Here is a 12,343-nt window from a genome sequence, read left to right as displayed (position 1 = left end):
GCCGACCTGTCAATGGCGGATCACGTCGCCGGGCCGGATCTAACCCTGGCCCTATCTCGATTTGTGCGGTTGCGAACGTCAGTAGAGACAGCCGGCCTTCCCAGCGCGGATCTGTTCAACATCAGGAACGGACCAAGGCTTCACGACGCGCTCCATTCGGTCCTGGCGGCAAGCACCCGATCATCAAATGGGGAGCGCGCTATCCCCAGGCCTTGAAATCGGCCTCGCTCATGACGTTCTGCCTCCCGATGATGACCGCGATGGAGAGCGCCAGCCCGACCGACGATGCGGCGGCGAATATGGCGGTGCCGTCGTCTACGTTGCGGAGCACTCGCGTCCGGTGGCGCGGGCTGCTCACCGGCTGGAGCCAGATCGAAGTCGTACCACTCGAACACCGTGCCGAGGGTCGTGGCCATCAGTTTCGCTGACGAATTTTCGTTTCGACGTGCTCAGCGTCTCCCCTCTCTGAACTCGCCCCATGATTGATTTTCGGATAGGCACCCTAGAATTCCGAAGATCTTCATTCGCCAAGGGCGCGTCGGGTGTGCCAATCTGTCACTGATTGGAAAGCATACCCGGCGCGGGCAAGCGTATCTTCGGACAGATGCGGGCCGACGAGCTGCATGCTGAGAGGCAACCCGTCCGCCGCCATGCCGTTCGGTAGCGTGATGGTCGGGCTGCCCGAGAAGTCGAATACCGCCGTAAAGCGCAGGATGCTGAGCAGCACGTTCGGATCGGCGCCGTATTCGCCCATCTTGGTCAGCGTTGGGATCGGAACGGGCATGGTGGGAATCAGGAGCAGGTCAATATCGCCGAACAGCGCCGCGAGGCTGCCGCAGAACTTCAACCGCTCATGATGGATCTGAGCGATCTCGAGGCCGCTGATCGATCTGCCCTGCTCGATCAGCTGCGCCAGATCCGGACCGTATTCCGACTTCCGCGACGGATAGGTCTCGAGATGCGCCTCTGCGGTCTCGATGGAGCACATCGGAATCCACATGCTCACGAGCTTCTCGTAAGCTGGGAACTTGACCTCACGAATATCGGCACCGAGGTCCGCAAGCGTACGCTCCGCTTCCAGCAAGGCGGCGACCACCTGCGGATCGATCCCGTCCTGCGTGTAGCTGCGGTCCACGCCAATCCGTAAGCCTCGCACGCCGTCACCGATCCCCGCCAGATAGTTCGGCACCGGCGCCTGAAGGGCGGTCGGATCATTGACGTCTGCGCCCGCGATGACGCCGAGCATGGCCGCGGCATCGGCTGCGGTCCGGCACATCGGCCCGACATGGTCGAGAGAGTCAGCCAGCGGGAAGACGCCGTGGCGGCTCACACGTCCCCAAGTGGGCTTGATCCCGGTCAGCCCGCACGTCGCCGACGGAAACCGGATCGAGCCGCCGGTGTCGCTGCCGATCGAGCCGAAGCAAAGTCCCGCCGAAGTGGCCACGCCCGATCCGCTTGAGGAGGAGCCGACCCAGTAATCGGTCCCCCAGGGATTGAGCGGCGCCTGGTCGTCGGGATGATGGCTCGTATAGGCGCCCTCGGTCATTTTTAGCTTGCCGAGCGTGACGGCGCCGGCGTGTTCGAGCCGGTCCACGATCGTCGCGTTGAAGGAGGGAACGAACCTAGCGTGGATCGTGGTACCTCCAGCGGTCGGCGCGAAAGTGGTGTAGCAGAGATCCTTCAATCCGATCGGCATGCCGTGCAGCGGCCCGCGCCAGATGCCCTTGGCAAGCTCGGCGTCACAGCGCTTCGCCTGCGCCATGGCCCGCTCGGCGAGGACGAGCGCGTAGCCGTGAAACTTCTGATCGAGCTTCGCGATCCGGCCCAGCATCACCTCGGTCACTTTCGAAGGTAGAAGCTCGCCGCGGCGGAACAGCTCGGAGATTTCGATGATCGACTTGTAGTGAATTGGATCTGCTGACATCTGACTGTCCTGCTGTTGTCGGAAACGGCTTCGCCCACCGGCACCGCAGACGGCCCGGTTTCGTGACTGCGCTACTCAGGGAGCGCCTAGAACTGCACGCCGCGCGTGAGGGCACCGTCGACCACGAGGTTGGTCCCCGTGATGAAACTCGCTGCCTTGCTGGCAAGGAACACCGCACCGTTCGCCATTTCCTGCGGCGTGCCCATGCGGCCGGTCGGATTCAGCGCCAGCGCGGTCTTGTAAAGCTCGGGATTGCCGTCCTTGATTTGATTCCAGACACCGCCCTCGAAATAGGTGTTGCCCGGCGACACCGAATTGGCGCGGATGCCTTTGCTGGCAAGCTGGAAGGCGAGACCTTGCGTATAGTGGATGATGGCGGCCTTGAACGTGCCGTAGGGGCCGCTCGCGAAGTCAACCTCCCGCCCTGAAACGCTGGAGATGGTCACGATCGCCGCGGCCTTGCTCTTCTCGAGATACGGCATCGCCGCATTGACCAGCCGCACGGTGCCCATCATGTCGGTGGAGAATTCCTTCTCCCAGCTCTCCTCGTCCTGTCCGATCGACAGCGCACTGACATTGGCGACGACGACGTCGATGCCGCCGAGTTTCGAGGCCATGTCCTCGACCCAGGCCTTGAGCGCCGGGCCGTTGGAGACATCGACCGAACTACCGAAGGCAGCGACGCCCTTCGCCTTGATCGCGGCGACTGCGCTATCGACGTCGGCCTGGTTGCGCGCGCAGATGCCGACATCCGCGCCTTCTGCCGCGAATGTGTCGGCGATCGCCCTACCGATCCCCTTGGTGCTGCCGGTGACGAGAACCTTTGCTCCCTTGAGTCCCAGATCCATGTCCATTCCCTCCCTCTATTGACGACTTGAAAACATGCCATGCGGCCGTTCAGAGCAGGAGCTGCTCGCGGACATTGTCCTCGTTAACCTCGCCACCCGCCAGCGACTGCGCGATCTTGCCCTTCTCCATGATGTAACAACGCTCGGCGATTGCCAGGATCGTGTCGAGGTTTTGCTCGACGAAGATGATGGTGGTCCCGAGCTCGTTCCGGAACGATCTCAGCGCCTCGCAGATGTGCTGGACGATCGAGGGCTGGATACCCTCGGACGGCTCGTCCAGGATCATCAAGGACGGATTGCCGATCAGCGCGCGGCCTATGGCGAGCTGTTGCTGCTCGCCGCCCGACATCGTGCCTGCGGCCTGCCGCCGGCGTTCCTTCAGCCGCGGAAAATACTCATAGACGAGTTCAGGCAGCTTCTTGCCGCCGGGACCGCCGATCAACTCGCCGACTTGCAGGTTTTCCTCGACGGTCATCTGCGGAAAGACATCGCGTCCCTGCGGGATGTAGCCGAAGCCCGCCCTCGCCCGCGCGTCGGCTTCGAGCTTTGTTACGTCCTGCTCCATGAAGCTGATCGTGCCACGCCAGGTTTGCAGCAAACCGATCAGGCACCGCATCAGGGTCGACTTGCCGACACCGTTACGGCCGATCACGCCGACAATCTCGCCGCGGGAGACCGACATGGTGACGCCCTGCAGAATCGGCGTCGCACCGTATCCCGCCCATAATTCCGATACGTCCAGAATCCGGTCCGTGGGATTGGGTTCAGTGAGCATGCGTCTTACCGAGATAAATTTCCGCGACTTTCGCGTCCTGCAAAATACTTTCGAGATCGCCGCGTGCGAAAATCTTGCCGAGATGCAGCACCGTGACGCGCTGGGCGACCTGGCGCACGAAGGCCATATCATGCTCGACGACAAGAACTGTCATGCCCTCTGCATTGAACGACTTGATCAACTCGCCGGTCTTGAAGGTTTCCTCCGGCGACATGCCGGCAGTCGGCTCGTCCAGCAGCAGGAGTTGCGGCTTCAGCGCCAGCGCCATCCCGATCTCGAGCCATTGCTGCTGGCCATGCGACAGCGCACCCGCGAGCTTATCGCTGTCCGGCCCCAGGTTGAGCAGAGTCAGCAGGCGATCCTCCTCGGCGATGCGTTCCGCGCCGGACAGTCGTTCCTGGAGCGCAGTCTGGATGTTTTGCCGAACCGGCAGCTCCTTGAACACGCTCGGAGCCTGCATCTTGATGCTCATGCCTCGCTGCACGCGTGCGTAGGGACGCTCCTTGGTGATGTCGACGGTATCGAACAGGATGCTGCCCTGGCTCGGCGGGTAGAGACCCACGATCAGCTTGAACAATGTGCTCTTGCCGGCGCCATTGGGTCCGATCAGGCAGTGGACCTCGCCGGCGTTGACCGTGAGGTCGACGTCGGAGACTGCGGTCAATCCGCCAAAACGCTTGGATACGCCTTTGACTTCGACCAGCGCCATGATCAGGATTCTTCCGGGTGCAAGCGACCAGCCTCCGCCATGACGGGGCTATCATCGCGCCGCCGACGTCCGCTCCACCAATCGGCAGCAAGCTTGCCGATGCCGAGCACAAAACCTTGCGGCGCCAGCATCACCGTGGCGAGCAGCAGCGCTCCCATCAGCACGAGTGCTGCCTGCTGGCTGTAGACCGTGATGGTCTGAAAGCCGAACAGCAGCAGGAACGATCCGACCAGAGTTGCGGTCAGATCGCTCCGTCCGGAGAAAGCCACCCATACGATGGGCATCGCCGCCGCAGGCAGGCCGATGCTGGACGGCGTGATGAATTGGCCCCAGGACGTGTACAGCGCACCACTCAGCCCTGCGAGGCCGCTGCCGATCACGAAGGTCAGGAGCTGGTATTTCCGGACGTCATAACCCAGCATCTCGGCGCGCTGCGGGTTCTCGCGCGTCGCCACGATGACGTTGCCGATGCCCGAATTCACGAGCATGCGCAACGCGAGATAGACGATCACGATCAGCGCGATCATGACGTAGTAGAGCGCCGATCCCTCGATATAGAAGTCGCCGACGGCGAGCGGGTCCATGCCCTTCATGCCGTTGAAGCCATTCAGCCGCGCCGGGCCGATGTGCCATTCGGGCCCCGCGGTCTGGCCGAGGAAGAAGGCAAGCACCAGCGTCGCAGACAGCGTCACGATCCCGAAGAAGATGCCGTTGATGCCACCCCAGATCATGAAATAGCCGAGGATGCCGGCCGCCACCATCGCAAGGACAACGGACAGCGCAAGCGCGGCGATCGTTGCGGTGCCGCCGCCCATGTTAATCGCGAGCACGCCATATCCGTAACCGGCGATGCCGAAGAACAAGGTCTGGCCGAACGACAGCATCCCGCCATAGCCCCACATCAGGCAAAGGCCGAGCGCCATGAATATCCAGATCAGGAAATAGGCGAAATTCCCCACATCATAGGAGTCGGCGAACAGCGGATATGTCAGTGCGCCCGCGAGCACTGCAAGGAAGCAGGACCAGAAGATCTTGCCACGTCCGAGCGTCTGCGGTCCTTCCAGCAGCTTGAACATCAAAAATTCCCTTTAGCGCCCACGACGAACCAGAACGCTGGAGAGCCCCTCGGGCAACACCCGAATGATCAAAATAACGGCGACCAGCATGCCAATCTGTCCGATGATCTGGCCGTAGCTCGCGTTCAGCGCCATCCGGATCATCGCCAGGAACACAGCGGCCGGCGCTGTTCCGAGCAGCACGTTTGCCCCTCCAATTACGACCGTAACGAAGCTTTCGACCACGAAGGTCGCCCCCATGGTCGGGATCAGCGTCATCGTTGGCGCGTAGAGCGCCCCACAAAGTCCGGCAAGGCCGGTGCCGATCCCGAAACTGATCGAATAGATTCGGCCCGTTCGCGCGCCCAGCGCCTTCGCCATCGCCGCATTCTGCATCGTCGCCCGGGCGATCACACCAAAGCGCGTCTTCATGAAAACGATGTAGAGACCGCCCAGCACGGCCACCGCGCAACCGAACAGAACCAGACGATAGGTCGAAAACGTGTAGCCGCCGATTGCGAAGCTTCCTTCGGGCGTTCCGATGCCCCGCACGGCTGAACCGACAATCAGGAGCATCGATTGCGTCACGATGAGGCTGAGCCCCCAAGTGGCGAGCAGAGAATCCAGCGGCCGCTTGTAGAAGCGCCGCACGATCAGGAACTCGACGGCGACACCGATGAGTCCCGCCGTCAGCGCGGCCAGGATCTGGGCAATCGCGAGCGGAACGCCCAGATTCACCAGGCCAACGGTGACATAGGCGCCGCACATGATGAACTCGCCATGCGCCATATTGATGACGCCCATCATGCCGAACACGATAGCGAGACCTGCGGCCGAGAGAATGAGGAACGCGAACACGTCGGCGAACTGATAGAATACCGAGAATACTTCAGCCGACATCTTGGTCCCTTTGTCGATCCCGGCGCCGCATCGTTGCGGCGCCGGCCTTGTCCAAGAGCACAACTCTCAATACGAGCAAAATCCGTGCCCGTCAGGCGTCACGATTTCTTCGGGAGATGGCTCGGCGTGTACTGGTCCTTGTCGTTCTTCTTGGTGAGATCGCAACCGATTTCGCCAAGCCAGTACGGCTGGATCGTCCCATAGTCCTTCTCGACCTTCACCTCATGCTTCGGCCCGACCGAGATCAGGCGCATGCGGTGCGAGGTGTGCTGGCTCTTCGGATCGATGCACACCTTGCCTTCGGGAGCGTCGATGCATGCATCGCCGGTCGCGATGACCTTGCGCATGTCGTCGAGCTTGATCGACTTCGCCTTCTCGACCAGCGCCTTGTACATGTAGAGCGCATTATAGGCATTGTAGCCCATGTCGTTGATGTAGAGCTCGTCAGGGAATTTCGCGTGCCAGCGCTTCTTGAACTCGGTAGCCTCTGGCGTGTCGATCTCCTCGAACCAATTCGCAGTCGCATGCATGTTGTTAAGCGCCGGCGGCTTGAACCGCTTGTGCTCGAAGCCGAGCATGACCTTGATCGACGATCCCATCGGCAGATTGAGGTTGGCCGCAGCCGCCTGCTCGAAGAATGAATCCTGGGCAGCGCCGACATTGATCGTGAGCAACCAATCCGGCTTCGCCTTCTGGATGTTCTGGATGGTCTGCGCGAACTGCGACACGCCGAGCGGAATGAACTCCTCGCCGACGACCTCGCCGCCGAGATCCTTCATGATCTTGCGGTTCCACTCCGCGGAAATCTGACCGAAATTGTAATCGGCGGCGATGACATAGACCTTCTTGCCGAACTTCTCGACCATCCATGGAATCAGCGTCGAGAATTGCTGCTCCGGCACCGCGCCCATGCTGATCATGCTGGCGTCGCAGACACCGCCTTCATACTGGTTGGTGTAGAAGTACGGTGTCGAGGTGCGATCGACGATGGGACGCAGCGCCTCGCGCGAGGCCGAGGTGATGCCGCCGATCAGCACGTCGACCTTGTCGCGGTTGAGCAATCGACGGCCGAACTCCTGATAGCGCGCGTTGTCGCCCTGCGGATCGAGGTGAATCAACTCGATCTGCCGACCAAGGATACCGCCGCTCTTGTTGATCTCTTCGACGGCCAGCTGCGAGCCGTGCAGCTTCGGCATGCCCATGAAGGCGAGATCGCCCGACACGTCCTCGAGCAGACCCACCTTCAACGGTGGTTCCGCGGCCCGAGCAACGGTCATTGCCGCTGCGGTACCGAGCATGGCGCCGAGCAAAACCATCCCTAACTTGCGTCCCGAACTCATCGTGATATCCCCTGTTTCTGAAAGCGACTGGATGTCATGGCTTGAGGTAATTCTTCAGGATCGATGCTCCCATCGTGTATTTAGGGTCGACCATGTTGCCGAGGCGCATCCGCCCGGCTTGGCTGAGCAGCATGTAGGCGTCGATCTCGTCGAAGCCGTAGTCGGCCGCCATCCAGCGCACGAGCTCGCGATAGGCGATACGCGCCGCGTCCTCGAGCGGACGCGCGCTGCCGATCGTCATGATGAAGTCCTTGGTCTCGAGCCGCGGCCAGGCAAAGCTCCAGTTCTTGATCAGGTCGACCTGCAGCGTGACGGTCGCGCGCTGCTCGAGCGCCACGCCGGAGAGCTCACCGTCGCCTTGCGTCGCATGGCAGTCGCCGACGTAGAGCATCCCGCCGTCGGTATGCACCGGGAAGTAGATGATCGCGCCAGGCGCGACGTCGGGCAGATCCATGTTGCCGCCGTGGTAGTCAGGCTGCAGCGACGAGATCGCCTCGATCTCCGGCGAGACGCCGATGGTGCCGATGAACGGCTCGTAGGGCAGCGTGATCTTGTCGTTCCAGCGTATGCCGTTCCTGTCGACATGCAGCTTCTTCACGCGCTCCGGCAGGGGCGGATTGAGCAGCGCCGTCGAGCTTGTTCCGACCAACCCGCCGAATTCCGGAATGATGCAGGTCGTACCGGCCGGCTGTTCACCCCGCGTCTCGACGTCGCGGATGTAGATCGCGAGGCAATCGCCCTTCTTGGCGCCCTTGACGGCGATCGGCCCGCATTGCGGGTTGAGATAGGGGAAGTTCAGTTTGGCCGTGGGGCTGTCGCTCTCCTTGGTGAGCACGCCGCCGAAGGCATCTTCCGTCTCGACGACAACGACTCCACCCGGGTCGATCGACAGGGTCGGCGTGGCGTAGGGACCGTAGACGTAGTGGAAGCTGCCCTGCTGCTCGATGGTCAGACTGTGCGTCGCGCCGGTCGCGCCCTTTGCGACCGCACGCCTGGCCATGATGGAATTCTTCAACCAGTCTTCTGCGGGCATATGATCGGCTCCTCAACTCAGATCCCGGGATGACGCTTGTGCCAGTCGGTAACGCGCTGGAACGCATCGCCCGCGCGAACGAGGCCGGCCTCATCGAAATGACGACCGACGAACTGGAAGCCAACCGGACCGCCATTCGCGGCGAAGCCGCCGGGTAGCGTCACGGTCGGGCTTCCCGTCATGTCGAACGGGCATGTGAAGCGAAGCAAGCCTGCGATCAGCGAGGCGTCCTCGCCGAGCGACGCCATCTTGGCGAGCGTGGGCGCGGCGAATGCCTGGGCCGGCACTGCGAGGAGATCGACCGATTCGAACAGAAGGCGGACGGCGCCACGAAACGCTTCGCGCCGGAGCACGATCTTCTGATAGTCCATGCCGGACTGCTGCCGACCGAGATCGAGCAGACCAGCGAGTGCCGGGCCGTACTCGTCCTTGCGCGCGGGATAGGTGTCCTCGTGCGCGACGGCGACCTCGATGCCGCACAGCGGGAACCAGTCGTCGATGACCGCCTTGGGATCGGGGAACGTGATCTCCTTGATCTTCGCGCCGAGATCGGCCGCTACACGCAGACCCTCGGTCAACACCCTGGCCGCATCGCCATCGGTGCCTTCGCTGGTCCAGCGCCGGTCGACGCCGATCGTCACGCCGCGAAGGTCGCCGGACAAACTGGCGAGATAGTCAGGCACGGGCAGCGGAACCGACGTCGTATCCTTGGGGTCCTGACCCGCGATCACGCCGAGGATGGCGCCGCAATCGACCGCGCTCCTTGCCATCGGGCCGATATGATCCAGCGTCGCCGCAAGCTCGAATGCGCCGTAGCGGCTGACGCGTCCCCAGGTCGGCTTGAGCCCGGTGACGCCGTTAGCCGCGGACGGAAAGCGGATTGATCCGCCCGTATCGGTGCCGAGCGAGCCGAAGCAGAGGCCCGCCGCAGTAGCGACGCCGGAGCCGCTCGAGGATGCGCCGGGCCAGAGATCCGCGTTCCACGGGTTCTTCGGTGGGTCGATCTTCGGGTGATGATCGGCGTAGGCGCCCTCGGTTTGCTGCAGCTTGCCGAGGATGATGGCGCCGGCATCCTTCAACCGCGCAACTACCGTTGCATCCTCGGAGGGACGGAAATCTCGATGAATGGTCATGCCATGGGCCGCCGGCGCGCCCTTGGCCCAGCAGAGATCCTTGACCGCCACTGGCACACCATGCAGCGGGCCCTTGATCTTGCCGGAAGCGATCTCCTTCTCGGCCGTGGCAGCGTCCGCGAGCGCCGAGTCAGCCATCACATAAGCGAAACTCTTGAGCTTGCCGTCGAGATTCTCGATCCGCCCGAGCATCGCTTTGGTCGCTTCGACCGGCGACAGCTCCTTCGCCTGGATCTTCCGCCCGACGTCGACGAGTCCGAGATAGTGGAGATCTGTTGCCGCCATCGTTCTTCATCCTCACACTCGATGTGACGCGCGGTCGTCTCCGCGCATGCGTCACCGTTCTGGCGACGCGGACGCATCGCCAGCTTCCTTGGCGGCAAACGAAAAAAGCCACCCGTCCCTCCCGAATGAGGCGACGAATGGCTCAAATGCCGCGGCTATGATCTATCGCTTAGGGGCCGCAATCGAACGAAGCACTTAGTGCAAGGAGCTGGACGTCATCGGCCAGATCGGCGCACGCGAGGTTCGACAGGTAGCCCTGTAGGAGAAAAGTCTAAGTAACTGCCCATCGCATTGTCAACGATGCTCTCTGCCTAAATTTCGATAGTGCTGCGCAGCAAAACGGCAAGCCACTTGCACTGTCATCGCCGATGATGATTTCATCTTCGCGTTGCACTACCGAAAGTCGTCAATGACAAAACCGTCTGTTCCCGTTGGCATCATCTGCTCACAGTCCGGGCCATATCAGGCTATGGGCCGCGAGATCCTCAAGAGCGCGATGATGGCGGTCGACGAGATCAACAACCAGACGGAGTTCGGCTTCTCGATTGCCGCTCATATCCGCGATCCTCGCGGCATCATCTCCGAATACCATACGGTCTGCGACGATCTCATCCGCAATGTCGGCGTCGAGCACATCATCGGCTGCTACACGTCGGCGTCGCGCAAACAAGTTCTGCCGATCGTGGAGCGCACCGATCGCCTGCTCTGGTATCCTGCGCGCTACGAGGGCTTCGAGTGCTCCGACAACGTCATTTATGTCGGCGCCTCGCCCAATCACAACGTCCTGCCGCTCGTCCGGTACGTGCTCGACAATCTGTCACGGGAGATCTTCTGCGTCGGCTCCAATTACGTTTGGACATGGGAGACCAATCGCGTCACCCGGGAGTTGGTCAGCGCGGCAGACGGCCACATCCTGGCCGAACGGCTGCTCGAACTCGGCGAAAGCGCCGTTGGGCACATCGTCGACGAGATCGTCCGCCGCAAGCCGCCGATCGTCTTCAACACGTTGGTCGGAAGCTCGAGCTACGACTTCATTCGCGCCTTCCACGCCGGCACCAAGGCCGCCGGGCTCGAGATTCCGATGCTGAGCTGCAGCCTGTGCGAACCGGAACTGTCGATCGTCGGACCGGCGTCGGCCGGCTGCATCACGTCATCGGCCTATTTCGAGAGCATCCGCCTGCCGGAGAACCGCGCATTCGTTGCACGCTGGAAGGCGCGATATGGCGACGACAGCAGCCCCTCGGTCGACGGGCAGTCCGCCTATGTCGCCGTCTATCTGCTGGCGCGCGCGTTGCAGCGCGCTGGCACATCGAACATCGCCGAGGTGCGGCGCGCCGCGGCCGGCCATCGCTACAATTCGCCGCAAGGACCGGTCTGGATCGACGGCGGCAACAATCATTGCGTCCTTACACCGCGGCTTGCCGTTTCCAATCCGCGAGGACAGTTTGATATCTTCTGGGAAGCCGACGCGCCTGTTAAGCCTGATCCTTACCTGACGCAGCTCGACGTTGCCGTCAGCCCTTCGAGGGAGACCTCGGCGGGCGGCGCATTGCCGAATGCGCCGCATTTGCGGGTTGTAAAATGAGCAGACCGTCTTCATTTTCGCTGCGCGGGCGTAAGGCAATCGTCGCCATCAAGGACGAACGCGACGCAACCATCGTGCGACGCCAGTTCGAGCGTCTTGGGGTCGACAGCATCGCGTGGGAGCCGACAGAGGCGATCGACTTCGCGCCGGATCTGGCGTTGATCGATGACGAGTTCCTGCCTTTGACGCAACCGGCACGACGCGCGTTCCTGGGACGCTGCCCGGTCATCGCCCTGCTCGGCACCGAAACGCCAAGCCGGCTGAAGCTAGTGTTCGAGCTCGATCCAGCCTCGTTCCTGGTCAAGCCGTTGCGTTCGGCCGGCATCTACGCGGCGCTCGTCATGGCAATCGAGCGAAGCGAACGCACCAGCGAATTGAAGCAGCAGGTGCTCAAGCTCGAGCAGCGTCTTCGGTCGCGTCGCGTCGTGCTCGCCGCCGTTCTCCAGGTGATGCACTCGCACGCGCTCGCAGAACCAGCCGCCTTTGCGCTGATCCGCAAAGCCGCCATGGAACAACGCAAGACGATCGAAGAACTTTCGGCGGAGATTACCGCCAAGGGCATGCTCCCGCGCGCAACCGGCTAGCTCACTTCCATACGTGTGTATTCCTCACCGCACTTCGCCTGACCTACCGGCAATGGTGGGGCGTAGGCTGATCTACGCCGAATGGCTCAAGTTTCGCGAGGACATCGTGACCGGATTCAGAGTTGCGGAGGCGAGCTTGGAGTCCAGTCTCTACAGTCTGTACAAGACCTGA

General features: G+C 62.2%; 12 protein-coding genes. 2 read left to right on the top strand and 10 right to left on the bottom strand.

Annotated elements, in window-relative coordinates; all coding sequences use genetic code 11:
• Positions 1-199 precede the first annotated feature (199 nt).
• The 10 genes from AB7G19_RS15125 to AB7G19_RS15080 all read right to left on the bottom strand — a co-directional run bounded on the left by AB7G19_RS15125 (position 200) and on the right by AB7G19_RS15080 (position 10,002).
• Positions 200-331 carry a hypothetical protein gene (locus AB7G19_RS15125; RefSeq protein WP_256468556.1) on the bottom strand — a complete coding sequence of 44 codons (132 nt, stop codon included), beginning with the start codon at positions 329-331 and terminating at the stop codon, positions 200-202.
• Positions 332-520: 189 nt separating this feature from the next.
• A complete protein-coding gene (locus AB7G19_RS15120) occupies positions 521-1,924 on the bottom strand; it encodes an amidase (RefSeq protein ID WP_354130344.1) in 1,404 nt (467 codons plus the stop codon).
• 86 nt (positions 1,925-2,010) lie between these two features.
• A complete protein-coding gene (locus AB7G19_RS15115) occupies positions 2,011-2,772 on the bottom strand; it encodes an SDR family NAD(P)-dependent oxidoreductase (protein ID WP_028158375.1) in 762 nt (253 codons plus the stop codon).
• 49 nt (positions 2,773-2,821) lie between these two features.
• Positions 2,822-3,547 (bottom strand): ABC transporter ATP-binding protein, encoded by a 726-nt coding sequence (locus AB7G19_RS15110; protein WP_038942017.1) that lies wholly within the window; start codon positions 3,545-3,547, stop codon positions 2,822-2,824.
• Positions 3,537-4,256, bottom strand: coding sequence for an ABC transporter ATP-binding protein (locus AB7G19_RS15105; RefSeq protein WP_085404254.1), 720 nt, complete (start codon positions 4,254-4,256; stop codon positions 3,537-3,539). The genes AB7G19_RS15110 and AB7G19_RS15105 overlap by 11 nt, the downstream gene beginning before the upstream one ends.
• Before the next feature lie 2 nt (positions 4,257-4,258).
• Positions 4,259-5,332 (bottom strand): branched-chain amino acid ABC transporter permease, encoded by a 1,074-nt coding sequence (locus AB7G19_RS15100; RefSeq protein WP_085404253.1) that lies wholly within the window; start codon positions 5,330-5,332, stop codon positions 4,259-4,261.
• Positions 5,333-5,344: 12 nt separating this feature from the next.
• The gene (locus AB7G19_RS15095; protein WP_028151201.1) at positions 5,345-6,211 is read right to left on the bottom strand and encodes an ABC transporter permease subunit; all 867 of its coding nucleotides are present in this window, start codon (positions 6,209-6,211) and stop codon (positions 5,345-5,347) included.
• Positions 6,212-6,309: 98 nt separating this feature from the next.
• Positions 6,310-7,527, bottom strand: a complete 1,218-nt coding sequence (locus tag AB7G19_RS15090; RefSeq protein ID WP_084795064.1) for an urea ABC transporter substrate-binding protein — start codon at positions 7,525-7,527, stop codon at positions 6,310-6,312.
• 58 nt (positions 7,528-7,585) lie between these two features.
• Positions 7,586-8,584, bottom strand: coding sequence for an acetamidase/formamidase family protein (locus AB7G19_RS15085; RefSeq protein WP_354130345.1), 999 nt, complete (start codon positions 8,582-8,584; stop codon positions 7,586-7,588).
• Positions 8,585-8,601: 17 nt separating this feature from the next.
• Positions 8,602-10,002: an amidase gene (locus tag AB7G19_RS15080; RefSeq protein ID WP_354076163.1), complete on the bottom strand. Its 1,401-nt coding sequence runs from the start codon at positions 10,000-10,002 to the stop codon at positions 8,602-8,604.
• A gap of 409 nt (positions 10,003-10,411) precedes the next feature.
• Between AB7G19_RS15080 and AB7G19_RS15075 the strand changes: the two genes are divergently transcribed.
• Together AB7G19_RS15075 and AB7G19_RS15070 are read left to right on the top strand one after the other, a co-directional pair.
• Complete coding sequence (locus AB7G19_RS15075; RefSeq protein WP_063982316.1) at positions 10,412-11,587, top strand: transporter substrate-binding domain-containing protein; 1,176 nt, start codon at positions 10,412-10,414, stop codon at positions 11,585-11,587.
• Positions 11,584-12,171: an ANTAR domain-containing response regulator gene (locus AB7G19_RS15070; protein WP_085404250.1), complete on the top strand. Its 588-nt coding sequence runs from the start codon at positions 11,584-11,586 to the stop codon at positions 12,169-12,171. Before AB7G19_RS15075 ends, AB7G19_RS15070 begins: the two co-directional genes overlap by 4 nt.
• Positions 12,172-12,343 lie beyond the last annotated feature (172 nt).

Origin of the sequence: Bradyrhizobium sp. 215_C5_N1_1, assembly GCF_052075935.1 — a bacterium.
Classification (GTDB): Bacteria; Pseudomonadota; Alphaproteobacteria; order Rhizobiales; family Xanthobacteraceae; genus Bradyrhizobium; species Bradyrhizobium barranii.
The sequence above is the reverse complement of the archived record's forward strand: the minus strand, read 5'-3'. Positions and strand labels throughout refer to the sequence as shown.

Excerpts from the sequence above, each read along its gene's own strand:
- AB7G19_RS15115 (WP_028158375.1), bottom strand. The coding sequence starts at position 2,772 with ATGGATCTGGGACTCAAGGGAGCAAAGGTTCTCGTCACCGGCAGCACC.
- AB7G19_RS15075 (WP_063982316.1), top strand. The coding sequence starts at position 10,412 with ATGACAAAACCGTCTGTTCCCGTTGGCATCATCTGCTCACAGTCCGGG.
- AB7G19_RS15090 (WP_084795064.1), bottom strand. The coding sequence starts at position 7,527 with ATGGTTTTGCTCGGCGCCATGCTCGGTACCGCAGCGGCAATGACCGTT.
- AB7G19_RS15080 (WP_354076163.1), bottom strand. The coding sequence starts at position 10,002 with ATGGCGGCAACAGATCTCCACTATCTCGGACTCGTCGACGTCGGGCGG.
- AB7G19_RS15070 (WP_085404250.1), top strand. The coding sequence starts at position 11,584 with ATGAGCAGACCGTCTTCATTTTCGCTGCGCGGGCGTAAGGCAATCGTC.
- AB7G19_RS15110 (WP_038942017.1), bottom strand. The coding sequence starts at position 3,547 with ATGCTCACTGAACCCAATCCCACGGACCGGATTCTGGACGTATCGGAA.
- AB7G19_RS15100 (WP_085404253.1), bottom strand. The coding sequence starts at position 5,332 with ATGTTCAAGCTGCTGGAAGGACCGCAGACGCTCGGACGTGGCAAGATC.
- AB7G19_RS15085 (WP_354130345.1), bottom strand. The coding sequence starts at position 8,584 with ATGCCCGCAGAAGACTGGTTGAAGAATTCCATCATGGCCAGGCGTGCG.
- AB7G19_RS15095 (WP_028151201.1), bottom strand. The coding sequence starts at position 6,211 with ATGTCGGCTGAAGTATTCTCGGTATTCTATCAGTTCGCCGACGTGTTC.
- AB7G19_RS15105 (WP_085404254.1), bottom strand. The coding sequence starts at position 4,256 with ATGGCGCTGGTCGAAGTCAAAGGCGTATCCAAGCGTTTTGGCGGATTG.
- AB7G19_RS15120 (WP_354130344.1), bottom strand. The coding sequence starts at position 1,924 with ATGTCAGCAGATCCAATTCACTACAAGTCGATCATCGAAATCTCCGAG.